The following is a 25587-nucleotide window of genomic DNA, read 5'->3' as shown; positions in this document are numbered from 1 at the left end:
CGACAGCGATTGCACTCCAGCCTTGGGTTCCAATCACCGGTGCAATTCGAGTTGTCGGCGTGATAAAACATCGGTGTCAATAAAAACGGATGAAGTCCCACTTGCTTCGCAAGTCGGCTTAATTCAGGCGTTAGGGCTCACATGTTGCAAGAATCGGCCTGCCAAGAATGCAAAGCGACGCTCTTCGAGGATAGCTCTGAGCCTCGTCAGCCATGTCCGGAGTGCGGCTGCAAGGCGCGCTCTGCTGTCGAGTCTCTGCAGGACACAATCATGGCCCTCGACCACATGCGCATGAAAGGCCGCCACGCTGGCGTGTCACGTCCGTACTTTGACGCTCGAACGGGCGCAAGCTACTACCGCAAAAACGGTGAGTGGCATCATCTCTATCGGCTCATCGACCGCGAGAACGATCGTTACGTTGAAACCATCAAACGCCTGACCACCGGTGAGATCCTCAAACACGTGGACGAGCCGCTCTCAGAGCATGTCGGGCATGGCAGCGCAAAACCGCGGGGTGTACCGAGTGAGCCGGATGAGCCCTAACAATTCATTCAAGCCGCACCCGCTTCGCGGCTTCGGCAACACCGTCGCACCAGCAAGCGGGTCGCTCTCCTGCTCTTCGCGCTGCGGGTCGGCTTAATTCAGGCGTTAGGCGCCTAGGGAGATCACATGGAAATTGACTTCTCAATTGGAAGCATGCCCGCGAAGCTGCGCCGCGGCTGGCTACTTGGTGGCATGAAGTTGGTCACTCCGGGAGAGAGCGTTTGGCTCCAGCATCCCCTGCAGCTCAGCACACATTTCTCATCTCACCTTGATCGTTCTTGGCAGCACACCGTTGCAGGGCATGAGGTGTTTGTAAAAAATTCTCGTCCGCTTCTGGTCGCCGGAATCAGGCCTCATAACTATCAAGTGTTCGTAGACGGAGAGTTGGTCGCTGGTGCTCGTGGCGTCTAACTACGGCGCCTAACAATTCATTCAAGCCGAACCCGCTTCGCAACTTCGGCAACACTGCTGCATCGGCAAGCGCGCTCTTCTCCTTTTTTTCGCGCTGCGGGTCGGCTTAATTCAGGCGTTAGGTGTCATGGACTCATCCCTTCCTGACAGCAACCACAAGCCGTTCGTCGTGCTATATCGCTGGCGCGTCCGCCCAGGCTTTGAGGATCAGTTTGTCCAAGGCTGGCGCGGTGTGTCGCGCGCATACAAGCGGGACCGAGGCGCGTTAGGTGCTCGGCTGCATCAGGGCACCGACGGACTCTGGTACAGCTATGCTGTCTGGCCAAGTGCTCAAAAACGTGAAGAGGCTTTCTCGGCTGGCTCGCCCGATCCAGCGGCAAGCGCCCTGGTGAAAGAAGCAACGGTCGAGTGCCTTCCGGAGATCATTCTCGACCTTGTAGTCGACCTTTTGGGATCTGAGAATGACACCTAACAATTCATTCAAGCCGAACCCGCTTCGTCGCTTCGTTGAAATGTGTGGTTGGTGTTCTTCCATCCCCTCCCGGTTCGCGCGCTGCGGGTCGGCCTAATTCAGGCGTTAGGCGTCACAAGGAGAACTATGTACGCTCTCACTAGTCTCACCAAGTACCGGAGTCACTCCTGCGCTTCGAGCTTCCGCTGGTGCGAGCTCGTTGTCGCTGCGCTGTTAGCAGCACTGACACAAGTATCCTTTGCACAAGATTCAGTGCGCAGCGGGCCGCTTTACGACGAGCTTGCACGCAGGGACAGTGTGCTCTTTGAGGCAGCGTTCATTACCTGCGACGCAGAAACGTTCAGAGCAATCTTCACCGAAGACACGGAGTTCTATCACGATCGTACTGGCGCAAGTTATGGCAATGACGTTCGAACGTTGAAGTCGTGTCCTCGTGATAATGGTGTCACCCGAACTCTAGTGCCCGGAAGTCTCGAGGTCTACACATTGCAGGGCTACGGCGCCATACAGATTGGGCAACACACCTTTGCAAGGGCAGGTGAGCCTGGATCTGAAGTAGCGCAGTTCGTGCATCTGTGGAAGCGAGAGGGTGACACCTGGAAACTGGCCAGAGTACTTAGCTTTGATCACCGCCCTTCACCTCAACAGAAGTAGAAATCTTGCAGGCGCTCATGGCAGTGACGCCTAACAATTCATTCAAGCCCAACCCGCTTCGCGGGTCGGCGTAATTCAGGCATTAGGCTCCATATGAAAATTCATCTGCAACCCGATGAAAAGCTGGTGCGAGAAGGGCGAGCCAATCTCCAGCGAGGTATGGAGGCCGTGGGCGGAAAGCTATTCCTGACAGACCAGCGCTTATTCTTTCAATCGCACGCATACAACGTCCAGGCTGGACCCACCCAGATCGCGCTGTCGGATGTGCGTGGCGCGCAACTCTGCTGGACCAAGTTCTTGGGGCTCATCCCGCTATTCCCAAATTCTTTAGCCGTGCAAACGGCTAGCGGCTCGGAGTACCGCTTCGTGCTCTCCAGCCGCGAGCAATGGGCAGCGGCGATTGGCGCGCAAGCGCAACTCGCTGGGGCAACGATTCGTCCATGCCGAGCCGCTTCGCGTCGTTAGCGGGCATGGGGAGATCATCGCTGCTTGTTCTTGTGTGCCTAGCCGCCTTGGCTGGTTGCAGTTTCATAGAGGTCGTTGAGACCTACTACCCCAGCATGGCGGCGGCCCTGTCTCGGGGAGGCGTTTCTAGGGGCTGGGTTCCACAATGGCTCCCCTCCGATGCAACGGAGCTGCGTGAGATCCATGACATCGACACGAATGAGAGCGCATTGGCTTTCAGTATCTCGGGATCGGACAACTGGCCTCCGGCTGATCAATGCCATCCCGAAGAGTTCGCAGGCGTGACTCCGTCTCGCTTTGACCGGTCGTGGTGGCCCTCGCCAGCGGAGCTTGAGAGCTCCTGGTCGCTCTATAGCTGTTTTGGGGAGGTATCCTCCAATTCCGTCTTCGTTGGGATGCACAAGTCAGGGCGGCACGCGGTGCACTGGCGTGTCGGTGCCCGCTGACAATCCATTCAAGCCGAGGCCGCTTGGCGGCTCGGCCTGATTCGGGCGTCAGGTTCCACAACTAGCTGGAGGGATGATTGATGAGCGACAGCCACAAGCTCGATGCAATCCGGCAGATCGCTATTACCGTCAGTGACGTGGCGCTAGCCCTACGGTTCTACCGTGACGTGCTCGGACTCAATTTCCTTTTCAGCGCTGGCCCTAACCTGGCCTTCCTGGATAGCGGCGGCATTCGTCTCATGCTCAGCACCCCGCAGGGCGATGGACGCGTGGGCTGCAACTCGATCCTGTACTTTGCAGTGTCGGACATAGTTGCAACGCATGCTGCCCTGGTGTCACGCGGCGCCACAGACGAGCGCTCGCCGCAGCTCGCGGCAAAGATGCCAGACCATGAGCTGTGGACTGGCTTTGTGAGGGACCCTGACGGCAATCTGGTTGGACTCATGGAGGAAAAGCGGTGACGCCTTTGCGGCGGCAGCGGGTGACATTCAAGCTGAACCCGCTTCCCCGATCTGTCCAAATGTCTTGTTGTTCCATTCCATCAACTCACCGGCTGGCATGTTGCGGGTGGGCTAAATTCTGACGCTAGCCGCCGTGGAGACCCCGATGAAAGCTTGGCTTTTCCTCATGCTCGCCGCCGTGGCTCCGGCACGCGCAGGCACCATCTATACCGACGTGCCCGAATCCGTTGAGCCCGCAAAGACCTACTTGATCTACCTCCATGGGCGAATCATCGAAAACTCTGGGCCTCGCCCCATCCACCCGCGTTACGGGCTCTATGACTATCCCGCCGTACTAGAGGCACTTTCATCCCGGGGAGCAGTGGTCATTTCGGCGCAGCGCCCGCCAGAAACAGATATGAACAAGTATGCCGGCGTTGTTGTCTCTCAAGTCGAAAATTTGATTGATCGCGGCGTTCCACCCGAGAACATCGTTGTCGCTGGTTTCTCAAAAGGCGGCGGAATCGCAACCCGCGTTTCTAGTTTTCTGCGGCGGCCGCAAGTCCGCTTCGTGCTGCTCGCTACTTGCCCTGACGGCCCCACCGCACCAAATATCCGACTGACGGGCCGCGTTCTTTCAGTCTATGAGGCAAGCGATACGTTAGCGGGGAGTTGCGAGCCCCTCGCGGACCAGCCTGAACAGCCGCGGTCCTTCAAGGAGATCAAAATTTCCACCGGCAAATCGCATGGTGCGTTTTATATGCCACTCCCCGCGTGGGTCGACCCAGTACTGGATTGGGTGCACGGCGTCGGCGGCTAGCAATCCATTCAGCCGAACCCACTTCGTCGCTTCGTTAAATGTGCTGCTGGTGTTGTTCTATCAATTCACAGCCAGCGCGTTGCGGCGCAGCATGATTCAGGCGTTGGGCGGCCTCATAGCCTACTGCCCCATCACAAGGAATGTTTATGTCACGCAACTCCGTTCTGGTACTGTTGGTTTGTTTGGGTCTATTTGGGGCTTGGCGGCACTTTCACAGCGATAGCCAATCAGCTCCCGACTCAGTAGAAGCAATATCACCAGCTGAGTCTTCCAAGCGTACTGTGCTCGTATACGGACGTGACAACTGTTCTTACACTCAAAAGACCCTTGCGGCACTACGGTCCAACAATGTTCCTGTGACGTACATAAATATCGATTACGTTGACGCGAACGAGTCCTTTCACGAGAAATTTGACGGCACAACACTAGCGGGAAGTCGAGGCTATGCACTGCCCGTGGTGGAAGTCGCTGGACGCGCTAGCATGCGTCCCGACGCGGGTACAGTGATGCGTCAGTTTAGGAATTCGCAATGACCTTGCAGCGCTTTAGCCAGGGCTCGCCTAACAATTCATTCAAGCCGAACCCGCTTCGTCGCTTCGGCAACACCGTCGCATCAGCAAGCGCGCCGTTCTCCTGTTCTTCGGGCTGCGGGTCGGCTAATTCAGGCGTTAGGCCGCACAGGACACAACATGGAACTCACCGGTGGTTGTTTATGCGGTCAGATTTCGTACGAGATCACCGCTCCGCTACGAAGTGCACGAAGCTGCCATTGCTCACGATGCCGCAAGGCCTTCAGCGGAGCGGGCTCCGCGTACGCGGAGGTCGAGGCAGGGTCGTTCCAGTGGGTTGCAGGCGAACGCAGCCTTGTTTGTTACCGGCCGATGCCCGGATGGGCCTTGTGCTTTTGTGGCGCCTGCGGGTCGACTCTTTGCGGAACTCTCGATGGGGTGGTTCACGGAGTTACGCTGGGGTGTGTCGACGGAAATCCAAACGTCGAAATTGAAATGCACATCTTCGTTGGCTCGCGCGCACCGTGGGATCACATTGGAGGCAGTGCGCCGCAGTTCCCAGAATCGCCGGCCAACTCGGGCTCTGCGCCAGCGGGTGCGGCCCAACAACTCGTCACGCCGAAGCCGCTTCGGGGCTCGGCTTAATTCAGGCGTCAGGCGCGGAGATAGGCATGGAAAACCTGTTTAGGGTGGTCTCCGGTGCCGAGCTGGCAGCGGCAGTCGGGTTGGGGATGCTTCCGCGTTGCCCATCGGACGAGCGGAGCAATTGTGTGCACTTGAACTTCCGGAGTGATGTAGAGGCCGTGGCCAGTTTGTATTTTTCGCCGGAAGAGGCGCCTGTGGCCCTCGAGATCAGGCGGCCCGACATAGAGGAAGGTCTGGCTTTCGCGCCTCCCACGGAGGCCAAGCCGTTCCGCCAGGCTACGCTCGCTCGTCCAAACATCCTGCTTTCCTGGGTAGTCGCAGTGCATCCGCTTGATGTGGTGCAATGCAACGGCGTGGCTGCGTTCAGGTTCGCGGCGGGCGCATGACAAGGCTCCGGGAGGCGATGGATTCACCCGAAGCCGCTCCGCGCCTGTGGTACATCAGGCGTGGAGACTCCGCGACAGCTGGGGAGGCACTATGGATGACGATCTCGAGCAAATGTCGCGCGAGCGCCTTATAGCCGAGGTCAAGACGCTACGGCTGGGCATTCGTGAGCACCGCGACAGCACCGGCCATGATCTCTGCTGGCACCATCCGGCGCTGTGGTCGCTGCTGCCGGAAAAGTCGGATCCGCTCCCGCTGGTGCCGGACTGGCCGCAGTTCATGCGTGGGTGTATCAGGTATCGCCAGTCACTCGACGAGCAGGCACCCGACGCACCGAGGACAGACCGGCCGTTTGCCGAATGAAAGAGGCGCTGTGGCCGATGTGCACGCTGCGGCCGCGTTGAACCTTTCAACCGGCAAAAGAACTGTGCATCCCAGGACGGCATTTCCATCGAGGAGGGCATCGCCATGAGTGAGGCTCGGCTCGTACGGAACATCAGTGTGGCTTTCGCCGCTGCGGTGATCGCTGCCGGTTGCGCGCACTTTTCGCAGCCGGAGGAAATTACGGTCAAGCGCATAAACTTGGTCGACTCGTCCGGTGAGACTCGCCTCGTGATTTCCGGCGATCTGCCGGACCCGGTCGTGCGCGGCGAACGCATTGAACGCGCGATCACGCCGGCCGGCATCCTTTGGCACGACGAGGACGGCGACGAAAGCGGCGGGCTCGCAGTTGCTCCTGTTCCGGCATGGCACGGGGCGCCGAATGGAAAGGTGCGGATGCTCACTTTCGACTTCACGCACCAGATCACCGATGCCGTCAGGCTGGGCACTTACGAGTCCGATGATGGGACGGCATGGGAGGGAGGCTTGACGGTGTACGACCGGCGGCCGTTCTCGTCGGGGCCGATCGAATCCAGCCAGGGCACCCGGCGGATTTACCTGGGAACGCAGAACGAGGATGCCGGCCTCGTGATCCTGGATTCGGAGGAACGGGAGCGCATCCGCATCGGTGTCGGCCAAGATGACGTCGCGGTTATTGAGATACTCGATGAGGCCGGCGAAGTGGTGTACCGCATCCCGGAATAGCGACGGCCGTAGCGAGACCGCTTTTCGTAGGAGCGCCCCATGGGTGTGATGCGCGCGGGCGCGTCACTCCCATCGCGGGCATGGCCCACTCCTACAAAGGCGGATGGCGGCATTACTGGCACCTGCCTCGCGCTGCCGCTTTCGGTAGGGGCGCCCCATGGGTGTGATGCACGCGGGCGCGTCACTCCACATCGCGGGCATGGCCCGCTCCTACAACGGCGGATGGCGGCATGACTGCCTCCGGTCTCGTGCCGCCTACCGCTGCTCGGTGTAGCCGCCGGGGATGCCTCTGGGCGAGAGCACCAGTTGCCACAGTTGGGCGCGGCGGCTGCGGAAGACCGCCATGGCGCCGGCGAGGTAATAGCGCCACATCCGCCGGAAGCGCCGGTCGTAGCGCGGGGGCAGCCGCTCCCAGTTGCGCTCGATGTTCTCGCGCCAGGCCTGCAGGGTGCGGTCGTAGTCGACGCCGAAACCGTGCCAGTCCTCGATCACGAACCGGCCCTCGCAGGCGGTGGCGATCTGTGCGGCCGATGGCAGCATCGAATTGGGAAAGATGTAGCGGCCGATCCACGGATCGGTGTAGCGCACCGAAACGTTCGAGCCGATGGTGTGCAGCAGGAACAGGTCGCGCTCGCCCAGGCAGCGCCGCGCGACCTCGAAGTACTGCCGGTAGTTGCGTGCGCCGACGTGTTCGAACATGCCCAGCGAGAAGGCCCGGTCAAACGGTTCGTGCAGGTCGCGGTAGTCCTGCACGCGGATCTCCACCGGCAGGCCGGCGCACAGTTCACGGGCATGCACGGCCTGTTCGCGCGAGATGGTGACGCCGACCCCGGAGACGCCGTAGCGCTCGGCGGCGAACTTCAGCGCCTCGCCCCAGCCGCAGCCGATGTCGAGCACGCGCATGCCCGGTTGCAGGCCGAGCTTGCGGCAGACCAGGTCGAGCTTGGCCTCCTGCGCCGCGTCCAGGTCGCGGGCCTCGCGCCAATAGCCGCAGCTGTAGACCATGTGGCGGCCGAGCATGGCGCGGTAGAGGTCGTTGCCCAGGTCGTAGTGGCGCTCTCCGACGGTGCGGCTGCGGCGCCGCGTCTGCAGGTTGAGCAGGCGTGCGCGGCAACCGTCGAGATGGGCGGCGATACCGCGGGCTTTCTGGTCGATGCGCGCGTCGAGCAGGCGGAACAGCATGCCGTCGAGCGAGTCGGCGTCCCACCAGCCGTCCATGTACGACTCGCCGAGCGCGAGCGTGCCCTGTGCGGTCAGGCGCCCGTACAGGCGCGGATCGTGCACCTGCATGTCCCAGTCGCGATCGCCGCCGACCTGCACGTCGCCGGCCGCAAGCAGCCGCTGGATGTGGCGGCGGAATGGATGGATGGTCATGACAGCCCCCTGCCCTGCATCGTCGTTGCGCAATCGGCATGGTCGCCCCGGTCATCCCCCGATCAGCCTCATGCCCCCTGGAACAATCCACGATAGTCCGGTGCGATGTGCGGCAGCAACACCGACGCGGGCACCTGCACGGTCTGCACCCCGTCGGAGTACGGGCCCACCTGGTAGGGGGCGAACACGAAGCGCAACGCGCTGAGCTTGCCGTCGGGCGCGGCAACCGGTTCGAACTGGCTGAAGTTGGCCGGATCGGGCCGGGTGCCCTCGTCGATCATGCGCCCGGCGTTGCCGACCAGTTCGGCGCGCTCGCCGGGCTCCACCTGGTCCGCATCGACACGCTGCGAGAGCGCGGTATGCAGCTGTTCGCGGACGTGGGTGGCGACCGCCTGCCAGCCGGCCGGGTCGCGGATCAGATCGGTCGCCTTGAGCATGCGCTCCTGCCGCGGCAACCAGACGAACCGGGCGAGCAGTGGCATGCCGTGGGCGCCGCCGGTGTAGCTGCTGCCATCGGCGGCGATCGCGACGACCTCGGGCGTATCGAGCACTTCGGTGAACGCGAGCGAGAGGTCGTACATCGCGCCGTCCCCGTCCGGCTCACGCGCCTGCACCGCCGCGAGCAGCTCGGCGCGGGCGGCATCGGCATAGCGCTGGAGCTCCGCGGCAAGTCCGGGGTGCTGGGCGGCGACCGGCGGGTAGCTGATGCCGATCACGTAGTCGGACGTGGACTCCACCAGGTCCTCGAGTCCGGCCTCGCCGTTCGGCATCGCGTCTGCCGTGGTGGGGGTGACGGTGGCGGACGTCGCCGACGGTGCCGGCGTGCCCGGCGGTGCCGCCCGGTCACAGGCCGACACGGCCAGGGTCAGCAGCGACAGGATGATGGCGCGCTTCATGCATTCGATCCCCTTGGAGTTGCGTGGACCGTAGCGATGCGGGCGTGATGCCGCGATGCACGGGCGTCCTGCATGGCCCACACGGCGCCAAAGACCAGGCACTGCTCCGCGCACGTAACTCTGTAGGAGCGCCCCATGGGCGCGATGCTCTTGGTGCCGGCGAAGCAAAGGCCATCGCGCCCATGGGGCGCTCCTACGGGATTGCTCTTACCACTCGGTGCGCTGCGGCAGCAGGCCACGCAGCTCGGCATCGGTGAGGTTGCGCCACTGGCCGATCTTGAGGTGGGCGAGCTTCACGTTGCCGATGCGCACCCGCACCAGTTGCTTCACCCGATACTTGAAGTGCGCGGCCATCAGGCGGATCTGCCGGTTGAGCCCCTGCACCAGCACGATGCGGAAGCCGAACTTGCCGAGCCGGCTGGTCCTGCATGGCAGCGTGGTCTGGCCGCCGATCGGCACGCCGCGGGCCATGCCGCGCAGGAACTCGTCGGTCACCGGGTTGTTCACCGCCACCAGATATTCCTTTTCGAGCTTGTTTTCCGCGCGCAGGATTTCGTTGACGATGTCGCCGTTGCTGGTCAGCAGGATCAGTCCCTCGGAGTCCTTGTCGAGCCGGCCGATCGGGAAGATGCGGTGCTGGTGGCCGACGAAGTCGATGATGTTGCCCTTGACCGCCGACTCGGTGGTGCAGGTGACGCCGACCGGTTTGTTGAGCGCGATATAGACGTGCTGGCGCTGGCCCTTGGCGGCGGTGCGGATGCGCAGCGGCTGGCCGTCGACCTTGACCTCATCGCCCTCCCCGACCTCGCTGCCGACCCGCCCGCGCAGGCCGTTGACGGTGACCCGGCCTTCGGCGATGAGCCGGTCGGCCTCGCGCCGCGAACAGAAGCCGGTGTCGCTGATGTGTTTGTTCAGGCGCATGGACGGTCGGGCGGACGAGTCGGGCCGCGTAGGCTGGCACACCGGCCGAGCCTTGGCGAGCGGCGCCAGCGCGTCGCCCGGCAGGATCGCGCGGTCGGCCCGGTGGGGCTAACCGAGCAACTGGCTGTACTGCGGATTCCGGTTCGCCCAACCCGCGGCATACGAACATACCGGCCGCACCTGCATGCCGGCCGCGCGGGCGTGTTCGAACGCCGCCTCCACCAGCATGCCGGCAATCCCGCGCCCGCCGATTTCATCGGGCACCCAGGTGTGGGTGATCACCATCGCGCCGTCGTCCACCTCGTAGTCGAGGTAGGCCTTGGCGCCGTCGACGGTGGTAGCGAAGCGGCAGACTTCGGTGTCGTGGTGAATATCGGATGCGGCATCGGTCATTGCGGGGTAGCTCCAGCGGGCGGCACGGGCGAGGCACTCAGCGGTTGTCGCGCCTGCCCTGGTTGTGGCGGTCGTGGGTGCTGATGCTGCCGTGGATGCCGTCCATGCGGATTTCGGCGGCATGCAGCTCCTCGGCCTTCTTGGCGGCGGCGTCGGACTGGAAGCCCGGGTCCGGGGTGTGGCTGGAGCCGGCATCGAGCGCTTGCCAGGCTTGTGGCTGGCGATCGTGCTGCTGTTTGGCCTGGAGCAGCTCGCGCGTGTTTTCCAGGGCCTGCGACGGGGTGATCGGGCTCCGCTTGCCCGATGCTGTCTTGCCAGCGGGACGGGTGGATGCGGTTCGCTTGCTGGACGTTCCGGCGCTCGTGGACTTCGACGCGGCCGTCGTGCGGACCGACGCTTGCGTAGCCGTTTTTTTGCTCGCGGTCTTGCGGGGCGTGGTCTTCTTGGCCGCGGTCTTGCTGGGCGCGGTCTTCTTGGCTGTGGTCTTCTTGCTCGTCTTCCGGGCCGTCGGCGCGCTGCCGGCGCTCGTCTTGCGGGCCGTGGTCTTTTTCGCTGTCTTTCTGGTCGATTCGCCGGCGGTCTTGCGGGCGGGCGCCTTGCGTGCCGCCGCCTTCTTCGCGATCGACTTGCCGGCAGTCTTGCGCGGCGCGGCTTTCTTATTCGTGGCCTCGCTCGCGGCGGCCTTGCTCGCGGTGGTCTTCTTCGCGGCCTTCCCAGCGGATTTCCGGGCCGCGGTCTTCTTGACGGACTTGCCGGCTTTCTTGGTCGCCATGCCTATCTCCTGAAGTCGTTGACGGAGCGCACGCAGCGCATCGCAGCGCCGTGGTAGCACGGCCCGCATGCATACCGAGTGAGCGTGGGCCTGCCGCGTCAGCGCGTCGGCCGGCTGCGGCCGCGGTGGCTCACCCGCCGCCGACGCGGACCGGCCGGGCGGCGTGGCACAGGAATTGCCTTCTACCGGGTACGAACCACCATGGGGAAGCCAGATGTCCTCGATGCACGACGAGGGGATGGATGCGATGAGCGACGGTGCGCTGATGGAGCGGCTGTTCGAATTGACGCTCGGCGACGCCCGCGACAGCACCGAGGCGGCACGGATCGAAGCGGCGGTGTACCGGCGCCTGCGCCGGACCTACAGCGATGCGGCGGCGGAAGCCAAGGCCGCCTGATTGCGATCGGCCGGCTCCACCGCCGGATGGGTGCGCGCTCAGCCGAATGAAGGGTTGAGCAGCTCGCGCAGGAAATGGCTGCCGACGCGGGGCTCCATCAACAGCATGAACAGCACCCCGTAGATCGCACCCGACAGGTGCGCGCTGTGGTTGATGTTGTCGCCGCCCTGCCGGTCCATCCAGAACGAATAGCCGACGTAGAACACTGCATAGACGATCGCCGGCACCGGCAGGAAGAACACGAAGATCAGGTTCCAGGGCTGCAGCAGGATGTAGGCGAACAGCACCGCCGACACCGCGCCGGACGCGCCGAGGCTGCGGTAATTGGGATCATGACGGTGCCGCAGGTAGGTCGGCAGGATCGCGATCACTATCGCCGACAGATAGAACAGCACGAAGCCCAGCGGCCCGATCAGCTGGGTGAACAAGCCTTCGGTGATGCGTCCGAAGAAGAACAACGTGATCATGTTGAACAGCAGGTGCTGCCAGTCGGCATGGATGAAGCCGTGGGTGACCAGGCGGTCGTACTGCTTCTTCCGGTCGATGGCGGGTGGCCACAGGATCAGCCGCTCCAGCAGGCGCGGCCGGTCGAAGGCGAGCCATGACACCAGCACGGTGATGGCGATCAGGGCGAGAGTGAGCATCGGTCAGGCGACCCGCGGCTGGTCAGTGCACCGGGCGGGCGCTGCGTGCGTGGTGTTGGTCATCTACTGCCGTCCTGCGTGAGCACGAAAGGCGAAGCCTAACCCACAGCGCGGGGACGTTGCGCCACCGTCGGAAGCAAACGCCGGCGGCTGAGGCCGCGCTGAAGTCTCTGGATCCCCGCCTTCGCGGGGATGACGATTTCGTTGGCGGTAGCGATGTCCCTGCCCGCTACGTCCAATCACTCAAACCTTCGCGCTCGTACAGGGTGCGGAAGGACGGCCGCGCCTTCATGCGCTGCGCATGCGCGGCCAGATGCGGCCAGGTCGTGGCCGGCTGCGGCATCGCGCGCGACCAGCGCATCAGCATGGTCAGGTAGAAGTCGACCGCACTGACGCGGTCGCCAAGCAGGTACGGCCCATGGGCGGCAAGCTGCGCGTCGAGCCGCTCCCAGGCGGCTTCAAGACGTGGGCGGACGTGCGCCTGCACCGTGTCGGACAGGGCCGCGCCGGCCGGTTCGTGCGGGTACCACCACAACCGGAACAGCGGCTGCACCGCGTTGGCCAGGTGCAGCATCCACTGGTGGTACGCGGCCCGGCGCGGATCCCCGGGTGGCGGCGCCAGGCCGGTGCCGGGGTGCTGTTCGGCGAGGGTCAGCAACAGCGCTGCGGCTTCGGTCATCGGCCGGCCATCGACCACGAGCGTCGGCACCACCCCGCTGGGATTCAGGGCGAGATAGTCGGCGTGATTCTGCTCGCCGGCCTTGAGGTCGAGCACGCGCAGTTCGTACGGCAGATCGAGTTCGATCAGCAGCCAGTGCACGACCAGGCTGGCGGCGCCGGGGGCGTAGTAGAGGGTGTACATGCGATCGGTGGTTCCTGGAAGGAGTGTGCAGTTTAAGGGGAGCGTGGTTCTGCTGTTGCAGTTGGACGCTCCGCAAGGTGTCAGGGAAAGGGCAGGAGCAAATCCCCCCTGCCCCCCTTTACCATCCGCGCAGCCTCCAATGAGACATCCAGATGATCCGAAGCCTCCGCCCTGCCCTCCTCGCCGCGCTGCTGACTGCCGCGCCGGCCGCCGTTGCTACCGACACCACCACCGCGCTGACCACGATCGCCGAGCGCAGCGGCTTTATCCAGACCGGCCGCTATGACGAGGTCATCGCATTGTGCGAGGCATTCGCACAGCGCTACCCGGAGCAGGTGCGCTGCCAGAGCTTCGGCACCTCGCCGGAGGGCCGGCCGATGCAGCTACTGGTGGTGTCGGGCACCGGTGCATTCACGCCCGAAGCCGCGGGCGCCCGGAACCTGCCGGTCACGCTGGTCCAGGGCGGCATCCATGCCGGCGAGATCGACGGCAAGGATGCGGGCTTCCTCGCGCTGCGGCAGATGCTGGAGGGCGAGGCCGCCGCCGGCGCGCTCGAGCGGCAGGTGCTGCTGTTCGTGCCGGTGTTCAACGTCGACGGACACGAGCGCTTCGGCGCGTGGAACCGGCCCAACCAGCGCGGACCGGAGCAAATGGGCTGGCGCACCACCGCGCAGAACTACAACCTCAACCGCGACTACGCCAAGGCCGATGCGCCCGAGATGCGGGCGATGCTGGCGCTGATCAATCGTTGGGACCCGCTGGCCTACATCGACCTGCACGCGACCAACGGCGCGCAGTTCGAGCACGACATCGCGATCCAGGTCGAGCCGCTCCACGGCGGCGACCCTGAGCTACGCGAGATCGGCACCCGATTCCGCGACCAGACCATCGCGCGACTGGCCGAGGGTGGCGCGCTGCCGTTGCCGTTCTATCCCTCCTTCGTCGAGTACGACAACCCCGCGTCGGGCTTCGAAGACGGCGCCGCGCCGCCGCGTTTCTCGCAGGGCTACATGCAGACCCGCAATCGCTTCGGGATGCTGGTCGAGACCCACTCATGGAAGGACTACCCCACCCGCGTGGCGTTGACCCGCGACACGATCATCGCGGTGATGGAGCTGATCGCCGAACACGGCACGCAGTGGCAGGCTGCGGTGGAAGCCGCCGATGCGCGCACGCATGCGCTCGGCGGCGAGCCGGTGGCGCTGGACTACCGGGCCACCGACGAGGCGCGCACGATTGATTTTCGCGGCTATGCGTATACGCGCACGCCTTCGAAAGTATCGGGCGCGCAGATGACACGTTACGACGAGAACCGGCCGCAGATCTGGCAGGTGCCGCTGCGCGATCAGGTCGTGCCGGGCCGCGAGGTCGCGGCGCCGCAAGCCGGCTACCTGGTGCCGGCGGCGCACGCCGGATGGGTCGGCGAGAAGCTCGCGCAGCACGCCATCGATTTCCGTCGGCTCGATGCGGCCTGGCCCGACGCGCCTGTGGAGGCCTTCCGCGCCGGGCAGGCCGAGTTCGGCGAGCAATCGTTCGAAGGCCACCAGCGCCTGACGCTGGAAGGCGAGTGGGCGCCGGAAACGAGCGATGTCGCCGCCGGCGCGCTGTTCGTGCCGATCGCGCAACCCAAGACGCGGCTGGTGATGGCCCTGCTGGAGCCGCAGGCGCCGGACTCGCTGGCGGCCTGGGGCGAGTTCAACAACGCGTTCGAGCGCAAGGAGTACATGGAGGACTACGTGGCCGAGGCGGTCGCGCGCGAGATGCTCGCGGGCGATCCGGCGCTTAGGGCCGCGTTCGAACAGCGCCTTCGGGACGATGCCGGGTTCGCCGCGGATCCGCGTGCCCGGCTGAACTTCTTCTACCAGCGGCACTCGTCGTGGGACGAGCGCTACAACCTGTATCCGGTGCTGCGGACGGATCAGCCGCCGCGCTGATTCGTAGGTGGGCACGCGTCATGTGCCCACCATTCGCGAGCGGTGGGCACATGACGCGTGCCCACCCTACGGGGATCACCCGTAGGCTGGGCTGATAAGCCCAGCTTCCCCAAGCTGGCGACCCGCCCCTGCCGCCGGATGATGCCCGCGCGCCGAATCACGATGCCCGCGCGGGCATCGCGCTGCCTGCGTTCGGCTATGCGGCACTCCGTCGATAGCGCGTGAGTGCAGCGACGCAGGCTGCGCTCCGGAAGGAATTCTGAACGATCACCGCCCACCCTTGAGGGGCGGTGGCCCGGTTTTTGCCGTCCAGCGCGTTTGACCTGGTGGAGTCTCTTGAATTCGAAGGTGAAGCCTATGTTGTCCAGCGGCTTGGTCCAGGATCGCCGCCGTGTCGCCCCCTGGGACGACATGGTCATGAAGAACAGGCTCACGCCCGAGCAACGCCGCTCGCTGCATGCACTGGAGCGTGACGGCTGGGAGTTGGAGTTCGTGCGCGACGAGCGCCCCCCGGTGCCCGTGGCCCTAGCCGAGTCCGGGCAGCACGCGGTGATCCTGGCCGATGGCAGCATCGACCAGCAGCCGAACATCCCGCTGCGTCGCTGAGCCATCGCGCAACCCAATGCCGCCGCGTTTTTCACCGGATGCACCACTCTGATATGACCGCTCGTCGCGAGCTTGCCGATGCCCAGTTCCGAACGCCGCCAAGACCTCTACCCGACCCGCGCCAGACTCCAGAACCAGCTCAATGACACGCAGTTGCGGGTGCTGCGCGAACTGGAATATTTCGGCTGGGAATTGAAGTTCGTGCGCCATCCGAAGCTCCGTGATCCGGTTCCTGTGGTGTTTGCCGATGAGCGCAACTACGTCGCGCTACGCGCCGACGGCTCGCTCGACGAGCGCCCGAGGTTCAAGGTCCGGCATTGAACCGGCCCCGTGGCTGAGCGGGATGTGTTCGGCCTGCGTGGGTCGAACGAGCCCTGACGCGGATCAACGCGGATGAAACGCGGATAAAGCGCTGCTGTAGGAGCGGCTTCAGCCGCGATCTGAGCCTCATCCGAGCCAGCCGTGTCCCGGTCTGGTCGGCAAAAACCGGAGGCCGTTAGAAAGCCCCGACGCGGACTAACGCGCATGAAATGCGAATAAAAACGCTGTTGTAGGAGCGGCTTCAGCCGCGATCTGAGCCAGGTCGCAGGCAGCTGAGCCGGCACCTGCGAGATGCGCACCCGCCCCGCGCTACCGCTCTCTCTGTGCTGCCATCCGCTTGATCCGCGTCTCATCGGCGTTGATCTGCGTCCAAGGCTCTTCTGCTGCCACCGATTTCACCCGGTACGCAAAACGCCAGAAGCCTCACGCCAGCCGGTCCAGCACCTCGATCAACTCCGGCGCCAGCGGCGCATTCAGCAGATACGGCACCTTGCCGCCGTCGAGCGCGAACTCCAGCGTCGAGGCATGCAGGAACAGCCGCTTCAAGCCAGCCTGCTCGCGCAACCTGCGGTTGACCGCCGGATCTCCGTACTTGTCGTCGCCCGCCACCGCATGGCCGATGTGCAGCGCGTGCACCCGGATCTGGTGGGTCCGCCCGGTCTCGATCCGTACCTCGCAATAGGACTGGCCGCCGCGCCGCTCCAGTACCCGGAAGTGGCTCAGCGACGCCTTACCGGCCGCGCCGCTGGCGACGACCTGCACGTGACGCTCGCCACCCTGGCGCAGGCCGACATGCAGCGGCGCGTCGACGCTCATCGTGCCGTCGGGCATGCGGCCGGCCAGCAGGGCGAGGTAGCGCTTGCGGATTCCCCCGGCACCGCCGGCCTCCTCGCGCATCAATGCCTGCATTTCCGTCAGGGTCGAGCGTTTCTTGGCAATGATCAGCAAGCCGGAGGTGTCGCGGTCGAGCCGGTGGACCAGCTCCAAAGTTTGTTTCGGGCGCAGCGCACGCAAGGTCTCGATCGCGCCGAAGGAGATTCCGCTGCCGCCGTGGCTGGCGACGCCGGAGGGCTTGTTCAGCGCCAGCAGACGCTCGTCCTCGTACACGATCGCCGTCTCCAGCGCGTCCATGAAGCCCTGTGGCGGCGTCGCCCTGTCTCCTGGCTCGGCGATACGCACCGGCGGAATCCGCACCTGGTCGCCGGCCTCCAGCTTGCGTTCGGCCTTGGCGCGGCCGCCGTTCACCCGGACCTGGCCCGAACGCACCAGCTTGTAGACCAATGAGCGCGGCGCCCCCTTGAGCTGCCCGAGCAGGAAGTTGTCGAGCCGCTGGCCCTCGCGGTCGTCGGCGACGCGCACCGTGCGGGCGCCGGCGCTCGGTTCGGGGTTGGCTGGCGTCATCTGGCTGGGTTATCCCGAAAGCGTTATCTGATACACTCGCGACGCGAGATAAGGTTTTGATTTCGCAGGGAGTTGTGACGCCATGGAACCTCGACGTCATACGGAGCCGAAAGCCCCACCTGCGATTCCGGTCCGCGTCTGACCACTGTCCCGTGCTTGTTCACCAGCATGGACGGTCATGTTAGCAGCGACGGACTGGCGGAACCTCGGCTCGCCCGGTGTGTCAGACACCGGCGATGAACACGACCCGAGCGGCGCGGCAGCCCTGGCCAAGGCCCTGGCTGAAATGCGCCGCCGGCCCAAGCAGTTTCAAAAGTAACAAGCGCTCCCGCGGCATGCCGTGGTGTAGAAGCGCTGGTAGTGGGGGTCACGTCGGCGCGCAAGGCGGCTTGCCGCTTTGCCGAAAGTGGTGAAGCGGCTTGCCGCATTGCCGGGAGTCACGGAGGCGGCTTTGCCGCCTTGCTGTGAAATCAGCCCGCGACGACGCGACCTCAGTTCCCAGATTGCGAAACGCCATGGCGTTCCGCGCGGTAGAGCGCGCGAGGAACGCACCAATGAAGCGCATGCTGATCAATGCGACGCAGGCAGAAGAACTGCGCGTCGCGATCGTGGACGGCCAGAATCTGTACGACATCGACATCGAGCAACCGTCGAAGGAACAGAAAAAGTCCAACATCTACAAGGGCAAGATCACCCGGCTGGAGCCCTCGCTCGAGGCCGCCTTTGTCGAATACGGCGGTGATCGCCACGGCTTCCTGCCGCTCAAGGAAATCTCCCGCGACTATTTCCAGGCGGGCGTGGACCACAACAAGGCCGGCCTGAAGGAACTCCTGCGCGAAGGCCAGGAAGTGGTCGTGCAGGTCGACAAGGAAGAGCGCGGCAACAAGGGCGCCGCGCTGACCACGTTCATCTCGCTGGCCGGCCGCTACATGGTGCTGATGCCCAACTCGCCCACTGCCGGTGGCGTTTCGCGCCGGATCGAGGGTGACGATCGCGCCGCGCTGAAGCAGGCGATGGACGCGCTGGCGATCCCCGACGACATGGGCGTCATCATCCGCACCGCCGGCGTCGGCCGCGATGCCGAGGAACTGCAGTGGGACCTGGACTACCTGCTGCAGGTCTGGAAGTCGGTCGCCGAAGCGGCGCTGACCAAACCGGCCCCGTTCCTGATCTACCAGGAATCGCGCCTGATCATCCGCGCCCTGCGCGACTACATGCGCCCGGACATCGGCGAGGTGCTGGTCGACACGCCGGAGATGTACGCCGAGGCGCGCGAGTTCGTCGAGCAGGTCATGCCGCACAACCTGCGCAAGCTGAAGGAATACACCGACGACACGCCGCTGTTCAACCGCTTCCAGATCGAATCGCAGATCGAGAACGCCTACGAGCGTGAAGTGCGGCTGCCCTCGGGCGGCGCGCTGGTGATCGACCAGACCGAGGCGCTGACCGCGGTCGACGTCAACTCGGCCCGCGCCACCAAGGGCGGCGATATCGAGGAAACCGCGTTCAACACCAACCTGGAAGCGGCCGAGGAAGTCGCCCGCCAGATGCGCCTGCGCGACCTGGGCGGACTGGTGGTGATCGACTTCATCGACATGTCGTCCAACCGCCACCAGCGCGATGTCGAAAACCGCCTGCAGAGCGCGCTCAAGTCCGACCGCGCCCGGGTGCAGGTCGGTCGCATCTCGCGCTTCGGCCTGCTCGAGATGAGCCGCCAGCGCCTGCGCCCCAGCCTGGGCGAATCCAGCCAGCTGGTGTGCCCGCGCTGCGAAGGCCATGGCCGCATGCGCTCGGTCGAGTCGCTGTCGCTGTCGATCCTGCGCGTGGCCGAAGAGCACGCGATGAAGGAAAAGACCGGCCAGGTGCTGGTGCAGGCCCCGACCGAGATCGCCAACTTCCTGCTCAACGAGAAGCGTCGCGCGCTCAGCGAGATCGAGCAGCGCCACGACGCGCCGATCGTGATCGTGGCCGACGAGCAGCTGCACACGCCGCATTACGAGGTCACCCGCATCCGCGAGAACGAGCTTGGTGAGGAAAGCAGCCGGCCGAGCTACCACCGCGGCACCCCGCGCAAGCTGCCGACCCACGCGCTGACCAAGTCGCACCTGAACATCCCCGACGCGCCGGCGGTCACCAACGTCAAGCCGACCCAGCCGGCGCCGCTGCGCGAACCGCGCGAATCGCGTCAGGCGCCCGTCGCCCCGGCTGCACCGGTGCCGGCGGTGGTCGCCCCGACCCATTCGATCGGCATGGTCGAGCGGATCATGCGGTTCTTCCGTGGCTCACAATCCGCTACCGGTGGACGTCACGCCGGCAGCAGCCCGGCGCAGGACGGGCGCGGCCAGGAGTCGCGCGGCCGCAGCAATGCCCGCAACGACCGCAGCGACCGCACCGACCGGACTGACCGCAATGGGCAGCGTCGTGACGGTCGCGGCGGCGGCAAGGGCGGTCGCGATGCGAGCCGTCGCGAAGAGCCGCGTCGCAACCAGCAGGCAGCCGCCGGCGAGGCGAGTCCGAACGCCGAGGCCCCAGCCAAGGCGCGCCCGCCGCGGCAGCCAAAGCAGAACGCAGCCAAGCCGAAGCAGGCCCCGGCCGACAAGCTCGGCAGTCAGGACGAGAATGCACAGCAGGACGGCTCGTCCAGCACGCGCCAGCGTCCGCCGCGCAATGAGCCTAGGCCCAAGGCGGCCGAGGCGGCGCCGGCCGATGAGGCAATGAATGCGGGAGCGTCGGCAGCCGCCACCGCCGACACCGGCGCGGAAGGCGCGCAGGCGCCGCAGGTCGACAGCAACGGCGCAGGCAACGGCGCCAAGTCGCTCGAGGATCACGGCACGCCTTCGCAGGACGAGAACAACGCCCAGGCCGAAGGCAGCCGCCGCCGTCGTGGCCGCCGGGGCGGTCGTCGTCGCCGTCGTGGTGGCGAGGACGGCGCAGCCGCCGACGCGCAGAAGAATGCCGAGCACTCGCATGAATCGCATGGCAGCGATGCCGACGAACTCGATGCGGCCGCATCCGGCGACAGCGCTCCGGCGCCCAACCGCTCGCAGCCGGAGTTCGATTTCGATGATGACGCTGGTGAACAGGGCGCATCGGGTCAGCGCGCGCCGACGCCAGCCGCGCCAAAGCCTGCAGTGACCCCGGCGGTCGCAGCCGCGCAGGGCACGGCACAGTCTGCGCCGGCGCCGGACGCCTTCGACCCCAGCAAGGCTCCAGACGGCGCCCCGGCAGCGGTCAAGACCCCGGAGGCGGCTTCGGCATCTTCGCCTGCGACCGACGCGTCATCTTCCGGCGCCGAACCGCTGGCCGAGGCGTCCTCTGCGAACCCGGCCACTGGCGCGACCTCCCACCGCCCGGAGGCCCCGGCTACCCAGACGCCGGAGCCGCAACCGGTTGGCGAAAGCGTCGAGGACCGCCAGGTCGGAGCCGTCGGCACGCCCGCTGAAGCTGGCGGCGTGACGGATGCGACACCCGAGCCGGTGCAGCCCAGTGCAGTCGAGCCGGCCGTGATCGAACCGGCCGCGGTCGAGGAAGTCGCGGTCGAACCCGACGCGGTACCGGCCGAGGGCCCGCCGACGGCCGCCATCGAGCCGGTCAGGACCGCGCAATCTCCGGCACCGGCACCGGCGGAAGCCGCCACCGCGACGACCGCGTCGGAGCCCGAAACGGCCGAGGCCTCGCAGCCGCGCACCGCAGGGCTGTTCGACGCGCCGTCCCCAGCGGCCAAGGCCGCGGAAGCGGCCGACGAGGTCGCCACCAAGGGCAAGTCCGCCAGCGAGTCCGACGATCAGGCAGACCGCCACGCCTGAGCGTGCAGAACACGGGGACCGGGGCACCGGAAGCAGGCAGGGAGAAAGGAAGGTAGCAAGAAAAGGAAGTAAGAAAGAAAGGCAGCTTGCGTCACGCGCAGGCTGCCTTTTTTGTTGTTCGTTCCTGGTAGGGCGCCCCATGGGCGCGATCGCCTTTCTACGCAGGGCCCCGGCGCTCCTACAGACCGGCAGCGACCCGGCGGCTACAGGGCGTGCGCCGGCTCGATCAGCCCGTACTGCCCGGCCAGCCGCGCCAGGGCAATGGTGTCGCGGATCTCGAGCTTTTCGAACAAGCGCGTCTTGTGCGTGTTGATCGTCTTCGCGCTCAGGCTCAGGCGCCGGGCCATTTCTTCCTGTCGCAGGCCCTGCACCAGCAGCAACGCGATCTCCAGCTCGCGCGGCGACAGCGCGTCGAACGGCGAGCCGTCACCGTCGACGCGGTACAGCGCCAGGTTCTGCGCAACGCCGCTGGCGAGATAGCGCTTGCCACGCGCCACCTCGTGCACCGCGCGCAGCAGCTCGTTGGCGTCCCCTCCCTTGCCGACATAACCGGAGGCGCCAGCTTCCAGCAGGCGTTTGGGCAGCGGCCCGTCCTCCAGCACCGACACGATGATCACGCGGGTGCCGTGGTCGCCCTTGACGATGCGCTCGGTGATTTCCAGCCCGCTCACGCCGGGCAGGTGCAGATCGCACAGCACGACATCGGGTTTGAGTGCACGAATCCGCGGCAAGGCCAGCTCGCCACTCTCGGCATCGCCGATCACTTCAATATCGGACTGCGCCGAGAGGATCATGCGCATGCCGGTGCGCACCAGCGCGTGGTCGTCGACGATGAAAACGCGGATTGTCATCTCGTATCCCTGATGGTCAAGCTCCAGCGGCGGAGGCTACCGGGCACCCTGCCCCCGCGCAACTCGACCGCTGTGGCGCCGGCAGCAGTGAGGCACACTTCGGCATCTTTACCGGAGGTTTCATGCGCGCACCGTTTCCGCACCCGTTTCGCAGCGGCCTGGGCGCACTGCTCGTCTGCCTGCTCGCGGCCTGCTCGCAGGCGCCGCAGCCGGGCCGGTCCGACGGCGCGCAGGCCGACAACCCGTCCGGCCGGGCCGCTGACGTCGACAGCTGGATGGCCGATGTCGTTGCGATGGCCGCAGCCGACGGCAACACCGGTCGCCGCGAGGTCATCCGCGCGCGGCTGGACGCGCTAGACCTGCAATGGCGCAACCAGCACTTCACCGCCTCCGGCGAGGCCGGCGAGAACATCCTGGCCGACGTTTCCGGCAGCGCCGAGGCACCGTTGTTGTTGCTCGGCGCGCATTCCGATCGGGTCGACGCCGGCCGCGGCGCGACCGACAACGCCTCCGGCAGCGCCACCGTGCTCGCGCTGGCGCGGCGCTTGAAGCAGCAGCCACTGGCCCACCACCGCGTCGCCATCGCCTTCTGGGATCTGGAGGAAAAGGGCCTGCTCGGCGCGCACGCCTATCTCGACAATGGCGGTGAAGCCCCCGCGCTGTACGTCAATTTCGATGTGCTCGGCTGGGGCGACACCTTGTGGATGATGGCCCCCGACTCCGATCATCCACTGCTCGCCGCCGTGTGGGAGGCCACGGAAGCCCGGGGCCTGGGGTTGAGGACCGGCGACCCCTACCCGCCGAGCGACTACCGGCCGTTTCTCCAGGCCGGCTTGCCAGCGGTGTCGTTTGCGCTGGTCGATGCGCAGGAGATCGCACCGATCCTGGACGCCTATTCCGGCAACCCGCCTTCGCCGATGCCCAAGCTGATGCAGGTGATCCACAACGAGCGCGACACCGTGGCCGAGATCGATCCGGCAGCCACCGCGCTTGCGGTCGATGCCATCGAGGCAGCCCTCCGGCAGTGGGATGCCGGGCTCGCCGGTGCTGCGGACGCGGCGGTGCCCTGAAGCCTGCTCATCGTTCGGCGCCTGATGCGCGGTCTTCAGCGGCAGACCGCTCCATGTCGCGCGCATGTTGCGTCGGCTTTTCGGCGGCACCCGCAGCCGCCTCTTCGCCGCTGCCGGTCTGGATGTCCGCCCCGCGCTCCAGCGTGCGATGCACCGGACAGCGCTGGGCTATTTCGATCAGCCGCTGCCTCTGCTGATCGCTCAGTTCGCCTTTCAGATCGATCCTGCGGATAAAGCTGTCGGCCGGCTGCCGGTCATTGCGGCGGCTGTGTCCGACGCTGACCTTGACCGGGCCGAGCTTCAGGCCCTTGCCGCGTGCGTAGAGCCGGAGCGTCATCGCGGTGCACGCGCCCAGTCCGGCGCCCAGCAGATCGTAGGGCGTGGGACCCGAGCCGAGCCCGCCCACCTCGACCGGCTCGTCGGCCAGGAAATGCGCGCCTCCGGCATGCACCTCGACCTGGAACGCGCCTTCGCCGGTCTCCTCCACCACCACCTCGCCCGGCTGCGCTTCACTGCGCAGCGGCGCTTCGGGCCCGAGGTAGCGCGATGCCCACGCGGCGATGACTTCGGCCACGTACGCGGCATCGCGCTGGTCTGTCAGCAGGTGGTCGGCGCGGTCCAGCGATACGAAGCTTTTCGGGTGCCGGGCGGCGCTGAAGATCGAGGTGGCATTGTCGATGCTGACGACGCCATCGAGTGGCGCATGAAGAATGAGGATCGGCCGCCGCAATGCCGCGATGCGTTCGCCCTGATCATGCGCGGCCAGGTCGTCGAGAAACGCGCGGCGGATCATGAAAGGCCGCCCGCCCAGCTGCACTTCGGCCTCGCCGGCGCTTGATATCTCCTGCAGGCTGTCGCCGAACAGACGGGTCACGTGCTCCACGTCGAACGGCGCCGCGATCGTCGCGAACGCCGCAGCCTGCGGGAGCTGCTCGGCGGCCGCGAGTACCGCAGCCCCGCCCAGGCTGTGTCCGATCAGCAACCGCACCTCGCGTCCGGCCTGGTCCATCGCGTTGGCCGCAGCCACGATGTCGCCCACGCTGCCGCTGAAGCTGCTGTCGGCAAAATCGCCGCCGCTTTGCCCAAGCCCGGTGAAATCAAAGCGCAGCACCCCATAGCCTTCGGCGGCAAGGGCCCTGCACACGCGGACCGCGGCGAGGGAGGCCTTGGTGCAAGTGAAGCAATGCGCGAACAGCGCGTAGGCGGTGACCGGACCTTCCGGAAGATCGAGCTGGCCGGAAAGCCGCTGCCCGTTCTCGCCGGTGAATTCGAAGTTCTCGCTGCGCATTTGCCAATGGTGCCCACGAGCCGGCAACGGCCACGTCAAGACCGACGCTCACCTCCGCTAAGGAAAGCATCGCCGTGCCTCCGGGCGGCGACATCCTGCCCAAGGATCACCGCGCCGGTTCCGCACTTCCAGCTGAGGAACGGTCCCGCCCCGTACCCGCGACCGCGGCTACGGCTGTCCGGAAACGAGCCGGTTGGCGATCTGCGCCACATGCCGCCCCTGGAAACGGGCGCCGTCGAGTTCATTTGCGCTCGGCTGGCGTGAGCCGTCGCCGCCGGCGATGGTGGTCGCGCCGTAAGGGCTGCCACCTGTGATCTCCTCCAGGGTCATCTGGCCCTTGAAGCTGTAAGGCAGGCCCACGCACACCATGCCCAGGTGCATCAGGTTGGTGTGGATCGCCATCAGCGTGGTCTCCTGGCCGCCGTGCTGGGTGGCGGTGGAGCTGAAGGCCGAGCCGACCTTGCCGTTCAAAGCGCCCGACGCCCACAGCCCGCCGGTCTGGTCGAGGAAATTGGCCATCTGCGAAGCCATGCGGCCGTAGCGGGTGCCGACGCCGATGAGGATGGCGTCGTAGCCGGGCAGCTCGTCGACCTTCGCGATCGCCGCCGGCTGGTCGAGCTTGTACCCCGAGGACCGCGCCACCGCCTCCGGCACCAGTTCCGGCACACGCCGTATGTCGACCTCGGCGCCCGCCTCTCGCGCACCTTTGGCCACCGCTCCGGCCATCTTTTCGATGTGGCCGTAGGACGAATAGTAGAGAACCAGGACTTTGCTCATGATCTTCCTTCGATAAGAGGGGCGAGCGACGCTCGAACATCGCGCGGCGCGAGTTGCTCGGGCGGGCGCAAGATGTTGGGCGATCAGCAAGCCGCGGGTCCGACCGGGGGGCCGAAGGCATGATTCGAACAGCTCCGCTGTTAGCAGCGGGCGATGGCTGTGTTGCGGAGGTGTTTGCGGTCGCGAAGAAGACACTGGAGCGCCGCATGCCGCCTACACGCCATGGCTAGCCGCGGGGCTGCAACGCAAAAAACCCGCACGGATGCGGGCTTTGTGTATTGCGTTGGCGGAGAGGGTGGGATTCGAACCCACGGATGGTTTGACCCATCGGCGGTTTTCAAGACCGCTGCCTTAAACCACTCGGCCACCTCTCCGATGTGCTTGGCGCGTCGCGGCGGT

29 protein-coding genes and 1 tRNA gene are annotated in these 25587 nt (G+C 65.7%); 18 read left to right on the top strand and 12 right to left on the bottom strand.

Features of this window, described 5'->3' with window-relative positions:
• The first annotated feature begins 270 nt into the window (after nt 1-270).
• From ACJQWM_RS13155 to ACJQWM_RS13105, 12 genes are all read left to right on the top strand, one after another.
• The gene (locus tag ACJQWM_RS13155; RefSeq protein ID WP_332704898.1) at nt 271-543 is read left to right on the top strand and encodes a hypothetical protein; all 273 of its coding nucleotides are present in this window, start codon (nt 271-273) and stop codon (nt 541-543) included.
• 126 nt (nt 544-669) lie between these two features.
• A complete protein-coding gene (locus ACJQWM_RS13150; RefSeq protein ID WP_332704900.1) occupies nt 670-954 on the top strand; it encodes a hypothetical protein in 285 nt (94 codons plus the stop codon).
• Nucleotides 955-1081: 127 nt separating this feature from the next.
• Nucleotides 1082-1426 carry an antibiotic biosynthesis monooxygenase family protein gene (locus ACJQWM_RS13145; RefSeq protein ID WP_332704901.1) on the top strand — a complete coding sequence of 115 codons (345 nt, stop codon included), beginning with the start codon at nt 1082-1084 and terminating at the stop codon, nt 1424-1426.
• 126 nt (nt 1427-1552) lie between these two features.
• On the top strand, nt 1553-2080 hold the full coding sequence (locus ACJQWM_RS13140; protein WP_411306884.1) for a nuclear transport factor 2 family protein: 528 nt from the start codon (nt 1553-1555) through the stop codon (nt 2078-2080).
• A gap of 93 nt (nt 2081-2173) precedes the next feature.
• Complete coding sequence (locus ACJQWM_RS13135; RefSeq protein WP_332704903.1) at nt 2174-2545, top strand: GRAM domain-containing protein; 372 nt, start codon at nt 2174-2176, stop codon at nt 2543-2545.
• Complete coding sequence (locus tag ACJQWM_RS14260; RefSeq protein ID WP_502361724.1) at nt 2467-2991, top strand: YbbD-related protein; 525 nt, start codon at nt 2467-2469, stop codon at nt 2989-2991. Before ACJQWM_RS13135 ends, ACJQWM_RS14260 begins: the two co-directional genes overlap by 79 nt.
• A gap of 80 nt (nt 2992-3071) precedes the next feature.
• Nucleotides 3072-3452 carry a VOC family protein gene (locus ACJQWM_RS13130; RefSeq protein ID WP_332704904.1) on the top strand — a complete coding sequence of 127 codons (381 nt, stop codon included), beginning with the start codon at nt 3072-3074 and terminating at the stop codon, nt 3450-3452.
• A gap of 145 nt (nt 3453-3597) precedes the next feature.
• Nucleotides 3598-4251 (top strand): alpha/beta hydrolase, encoded by a 654-nt coding sequence (locus ACJQWM_RS13125; protein WP_332704906.1) that lies wholly within the window; start codon nt 3598-3600, stop codon nt 4249-4251.
• Nucleotides 4252-4940: 689 nt separating this feature from the next.
• Nucleotides 4941-5405 carry a GFA family protein gene (locus ACJQWM_RS13120; RefSeq protein ID WP_411306883.1) on the top strand — a complete coding sequence of 155 codons (465 nt, stop codon included), beginning with the start codon at nt 4941-4943 and terminating at the stop codon, nt 5403-5405.
• A 26-nt stretch (nt 5406-5431) separates the two neighbouring features.
• The gene (locus ACJQWM_RS13115; RefSeq protein WP_332704907.1) at nt 5432-5791 is read left to right on the top strand and encodes a hypothetical protein; all 360 of its coding nucleotides are present in this window, start codon (nt 5432-5434) and stop codon (nt 5789-5791) included.
• A 91-nt stretch (nt 5792-5882) separates the two neighbouring features.
• Nucleotides 5883-6152 carry a hypothetical protein gene (locus ACJQWM_RS13110; RefSeq protein WP_332704908.1) on the top strand — a complete coding sequence of 90 codons (270 nt, stop codon included), beginning with the start codon at nt 5883-5885 and terminating at the stop codon, nt 6150-6152.
• Nucleotides 6153-6257: 105 nt separating this feature from the next.
• Entirely contained in the window at nt 6258-6875 is a 618-nt protein-coding gene (locus ACJQWM_RS13105) for a hypothetical protein (protein WP_332704909.1), read from the top strand.
• A 255-nt stretch (nt 6876-7130) separates the two neighbouring features.
• Here the strand turns inward: ACJQWM_RS13105 and cfa are convergent, their stop codons facing one another.
• The 5 genes from cfa to ACJQWM_RS13080 form a co-directional block, all read right to left on the bottom strand.
• Nucleotides 7131-8249: a cyclopropane fatty acyl phospholipid synthase gene (gene cfa / locus ACJQWM_RS13100; protein WP_332704910.1), complete on the bottom strand. Its 1119-nt coding sequence runs from the start codon at nt 8247-8249 to the stop codon at nt 7131-7133.
• 68 nt (nt 8250-8317) lie between these two features.
• Nucleotides 8318-9145, bottom strand: coding sequence for a DUF3298 and DUF4163 domain-containing protein (locus ACJQWM_RS13095; RefSeq protein WP_332704911.1), 828 nt, complete (start codon nt 9143-9145; stop codon nt 8318-8320).
• Between the two features lie 207 nt (nt 9146-9352).
• Nucleotides 9353-10066: a pseudouridine synthase gene (locus ACJQWM_RS13090; RefSeq protein WP_332704912.1), complete on the bottom strand. Its 714-nt coding sequence runs from the start codon at nt 10064-10066 to the stop codon at nt 9353-9355.
• 108 nt (nt 10067-10174) lie between these two features.
• The gene (locus ACJQWM_RS13085; RefSeq protein WP_332704913.1) at nt 10175-10459 is read right to left on the bottom strand and encodes a GNAT family N-acetyltransferase; all 285 of its coding nucleotides are present in this window, start codon (nt 10457-10459) and stop codon (nt 10175-10177) included.
• A gap of 37 nt (nt 10460-10496) precedes the next feature.
• Nucleotides 10497-11231: a hypothetical protein gene (locus tag ACJQWM_RS13080; protein ID WP_332704914.1), complete on the bottom strand. Its 735-nt coding sequence runs from the start codon at nt 11229-11231 to the stop codon at nt 10497-10499.
• A 214-nt stretch (nt 11232-11445) separates the two neighbouring features.
• On the opposite strand from ACJQWM_RS13080, the gene ACJQWM_RS13075 reads away from it, so the two are divergent.
• A complete protein-coding gene (locus ACJQWM_RS13075) occupies nt 11446-11628 on the top strand; it encodes a hypothetical protein (protein WP_332704915.1) in 183 nt (60 codons plus the stop codon).
• A gap of 38 nt (nt 11629-11666) precedes the next feature.
• On the opposite strand, the gene ACJQWM_RS13070 is transcribed toward ACJQWM_RS13075, so the two are convergent.
• Entirely contained in the window at nt 11667-12272 is a 606-nt protein-coding gene (locus tag ACJQWM_RS13070; protein ID WP_332704916.1) for a rhomboid family intramembrane serine protease, read from the bottom strand.
• Between the two features lie 229 nt (nt 12273-12501).
• Nucleotides 12502-13134, bottom strand: coding sequence for a glutathione S-transferase family protein (locus tag ACJQWM_RS13065; protein ID WP_332704917.1), 633 nt, complete (start codon nt 13132-13134; stop codon nt 12502-12504).
• Between the two features lie 152 nt (nt 13135-13286).
• On the opposite strand from ACJQWM_RS13065, the gene ACJQWM_RS13060 reads away from it, so the two are divergent.
• The 3 genes from ACJQWM_RS13060 to ACJQWM_RS13050 all read left to right on the top strand — a co-directional run bounded on the left by ACJQWM_RS13060 (nt 13287) and on the right by ACJQWM_RS13050 (nt 15995).
• A complete protein-coding gene (locus ACJQWM_RS13060; protein ID WP_332704918.1) occupies nt 13287-15068 on the top strand; it encodes a M14 family metallopeptidase in 1782 nt (593 codons plus the stop codon).
• A 417-nt stretch (nt 15069-15485) separates the two neighbouring features.
• Complete coding sequence (locus tag ACJQWM_RS13055; RefSeq protein ID WP_332704919.1) at nt 15486-15674, top strand: hypothetical protein; 189 nt, start codon at nt 15486-15488, stop codon at nt 15672-15674.
• 78 nt (nt 15675-15752) lie between these two features.
• The gene (locus ACJQWM_RS13050) at nt 15753-15995 is read left to right on the top strand and encodes a hypothetical protein (protein WP_332704920.1); all 243 of its coding nucleotides are present in this window, start codon (nt 15753-15755) and stop codon (nt 15993-15995) included.
• 423 nt (nt 15996-16418) lie between these two features.
• On the opposite strand, the gene ACJQWM_RS13045 is transcribed toward ACJQWM_RS13050, so the two are convergent.
• The gene (locus tag ACJQWM_RS13045; RefSeq protein WP_332704921.1) at nt 16419-17396 is read right to left on the bottom strand and encodes an RluA family pseudouridine synthase; all 978 of its coding nucleotides are present in this window, start codon (nt 17394-17396) and stop codon (nt 16419-16421) included.
• A 554-nt stretch (nt 17397-17950) separates the two neighbouring features.
• Between ACJQWM_RS13045 and ACJQWM_RS13040 the strand changes: the two genes are divergently transcribed.
• Nucleotides 17951-21202: an Rne/Rng family ribonuclease gene (locus tag ACJQWM_RS13040; protein WP_332704922.1), complete on the top strand. Its 3252-nt coding sequence runs from the start codon at nt 17951-17953 to the stop codon at nt 21200-21202.
• 203 nt (nt 21203-21405) lie between these two features.
• On the opposite strand, the gene ACJQWM_RS13035 is transcribed toward ACJQWM_RS13040, so the two are convergent.
• Nucleotides 21406-22053, bottom strand: a complete 648-nt coding sequence (locus ACJQWM_RS13035; protein ID WP_332704923.1) for a response regulator — start codon at nt 22051-22053, stop codon at nt 21406-21408.
• 122 nt (nt 22054-22175) lie between these two features.
• Between ACJQWM_RS13035 and ACJQWM_RS13030 the strand changes: the two genes are divergently transcribed.
• Nucleotides 22176-23123, top strand: coding sequence for a M28 family metallopeptidase (locus tag ACJQWM_RS13030; protein ID WP_332704924.1), 948 nt, complete (start codon nt 22176-22178; stop codon nt 23121-23123).
• A 7-nt stretch (nt 23124-23130) separates the two neighbouring features.
• Here ACJQWM_RS13030 and ACJQWM_RS13025 read toward each other — a convergent pair whose 3' ends face one another.
• From ACJQWM_RS13025 to ACJQWM_RS13015, 3 genes are all read right to left on the bottom strand, one after another.
• On the bottom strand, nt 23131-24411 hold the full coding sequence (locus ACJQWM_RS13025) for a bifunctional alpha/beta hydrolase/OsmC family protein (protein WP_332704926.1): 1281 nt from the start codon (nt 24409-24411) through the stop codon (nt 23131-23133).
• Between the two features lie 168 nt (nt 24412-24579).
• Nucleotides 24580-25188 carry an NAD(P)H:quinone oxidoreductase gene (gene wrbA / locus ACJQWM_RS13020; RefSeq protein ID WP_332704928.1) on the bottom strand — a complete coding sequence of 203 codons (609 nt, stop codon included), beginning with the start codon at nt 25186-25188 and terminating at the stop codon, nt 24580-24582.
• Nucleotides 25189-25472: 284 nt separating this feature from the next.
• Nucleotides 25473-25562, bottom strand: a tRNA-Ser gene (locus ACJQWM_RS13015).
• Between the last annotated feature and the right edge of the window lie 25 nt (nt 25563-25587).

This window comes from Novilysobacter longmucuonensis (genome assembly GCF_046600735.1).
GTDB classification, from domain to species: domain Bacteria; phylum Pseudomonadota; class Gammaproteobacteria; order Xanthomonadales; family Xanthomonadaceae; genus Novilysobacter_A; species Novilysobacter_A longmucuonensis.
Note: the sequence above shows the minus strand (reverse complement) of the source record. Positions and strands in the feature narration are given on the sequence as shown.

Bases quoted from the DNA above. Each gene is read 5' to 3' on its own strand.
- ACJQWM_RS13155 (WP_332704898.1), top strand. From the start codon at position 271: ATGGCCCTCGACCACATGCGCATGAAAGGCCGCCACGCTGGCGTGTCA.
- ACJQWM_RS13150 (WP_332704900.1), top strand. From the start codon at position 670: ATGGAAATTGACTTCTCAATTGGAAGCATGCCCGCGAAGCTGCGCCGC.
- ACJQWM_RS13145 (WP_332704901.1), top strand. From the start codon at position 1,082: ATGGACTCATCCCTTCCTGACAGCAACCACAAGCCGTTCGTCGTGCTA.
- ACJQWM_RS13140 (WP_411306884.1), top strand. From the start codon at position 1,553: ATGTACGCTCTCACTAGTCTCACCAAGTACCGGAGTCACTCCTGCGCT.
- ACJQWM_RS13135 (WP_332704903.1), top strand. From the start codon at position 2,174: ATGAAAATTCATCTGCAACCCGATGAAAAGCTGGTGCGAGAAGGGCGA.
- ACJQWM_RS14260 (WP_502361724.1), top strand. From the start codon at position 2,467: ATGGGCAGCGGCGATTGGCGCGCAAGCGCAACTCGCTGGGGCAACGAT.
- ACJQWM_RS13130 (WP_332704904.1), top strand. From the start codon at position 3,072: ATGAGCGACAGCCACAAGCTCGATGCAATCCGGCAGATCGCTATTACC.
- ACJQWM_RS13125 (WP_332704906.1), top strand. From the start codon at position 3,598: ATGAAAGCTTGGCTTTTCCTCATGCTCGCCGCCGTGGCTCCGGCACGC.
- ACJQWM_RS13120 (WP_411306883.1), top strand. From the start codon at position 4,941: ATGGAACTCACCGGTGGTTGTTTATGCGGTCAGATTTCGTACGAGATC.
- ACJQWM_RS13115 (WP_332704907.1), top strand. From the start codon at position 5,432: ATGGAAAACCTGTTTAGGGTGGTCTCCGGTGCCGAGCTGGCAGCGGCA.
- ACJQWM_RS13110 (WP_332704908.1), top strand. From the start codon at position 5,883: ATGGATGACGATCTCGAGCAAATGTCGCGCGAGCGCCTTATAGCCGAG.
- ACJQWM_RS13105 (WP_332704909.1), top strand. From the start codon at position 6,258: ATGAGTGAGGCTCGGCTCGTACGGAACATCAGTGTGGCTTTCGCCGCT.
- cfa (WP_332704910.1), bottom strand. From the start codon at position 8,249: ATGACCATCCATCCATTCCGCCGCCACATCCAGCGGCTGCTTGCGGCC.
- ACJQWM_RS13095 (WP_332704911.1), bottom strand. From the start codon at position 9,145: ATGAAGCGCGCCATCATCCTGTCGCTGCTGACCCTGGCCGTGTCGGCC.
- ACJQWM_RS13090 (WP_332704912.1), bottom strand. From the start codon at position 10,066: ATGCGCCTGAACAAACACATCAGCGACACCGGCTTCTGTTCGCGGCGC.
- ACJQWM_RS13085 (WP_332704913.1), bottom strand. From the start codon at position 10,459: ATGACCGATGCCGCATCCGATATTCACCACGACACCGAAGTCTGCCGC.
- ACJQWM_RS13080 (WP_332704914.1), bottom strand. From the start codon at position 11,231: ATGGCGACCAAGAAAGCCGGCAAGTCCGTCAAGAAGACCGCGGCCCGG.
- ACJQWM_RS13075 (WP_332704915.1), top strand. From the start codon at position 11,446: ATGTCCTCGATGCACGACGAGGGGATGGATGCGATGAGCGACGGTGCG.
- ACJQWM_RS13070 (WP_332704916.1), bottom strand. From the start codon at position 12,272: ATGCTCACTCTCGCCCTGATCGCCATCACCGTGCTGGTGTCATGGCTC.
- ACJQWM_RS13065 (WP_332704917.1), bottom strand. From the start codon at position 13,134: ATGTACACCCTCTACTACGCCCCCGGCGCCGCCAGCCTGGTCGTGCAC.
- ACJQWM_RS13060 (WP_332704918.1), top strand. From the start codon at position 13,287: ATGATCCGAAGCCTCCGCCCTGCCCTCCTCGCCGCGCTGCTGACTGCC.
- ACJQWM_RS13055 (WP_332704919.1), top strand. From the start codon at position 15,486: ATGAAGAACAGGCTCACGCCCGAGCAACGCCGCTCGCTGCATGCACTG.
- ACJQWM_RS13050 (WP_332704920.1), top strand. From the start codon at position 15,753: ATGCCCAGTTCCGAACGCCGCCAAGACCTCTACCCGACCCGCGCCAGA.
- ACJQWM_RS13045 (WP_332704921.1), bottom strand. From the start codon at position 17,396: ATGACGCCAGCCAACCCCGAACCGAGCGCCGGCGCCCGCACGGTGCGC.
- ACJQWM_RS13040 (WP_332704922.1), top strand. From the start codon at position 17,951: ATGAAGCGCATGCTGATCAATGCGACGCAGGCAGAAGAACTGCGCGTC.
- ACJQWM_RS13035 (WP_332704923.1), bottom strand. From the start codon at position 22,053: ATGACAATCCGCGTTTTCATCGTCGACGACCACGCGCTGGTGCGCACC.
- ACJQWM_RS13030 (WP_332704924.1), top strand. From the start codon at position 22,176: ATGCGCGCACCGTTTCCGCACCCGTTTCGCAGCGGCCTGGGCGCACTG.
- ACJQWM_RS13025 (WP_332704926.1), bottom strand. From the start codon at position 24,411: ATGCGCAGCGAGAACTTCGAATTCACCGGCGAGAACGGGCAGCGGCTT.
- wrbA (WP_332704928.1), bottom strand. From the start codon at position 25,188: ATGAGCAAAGTCCTGGTTCTCTACTATTCGTCCTACGGCCACATCGAA.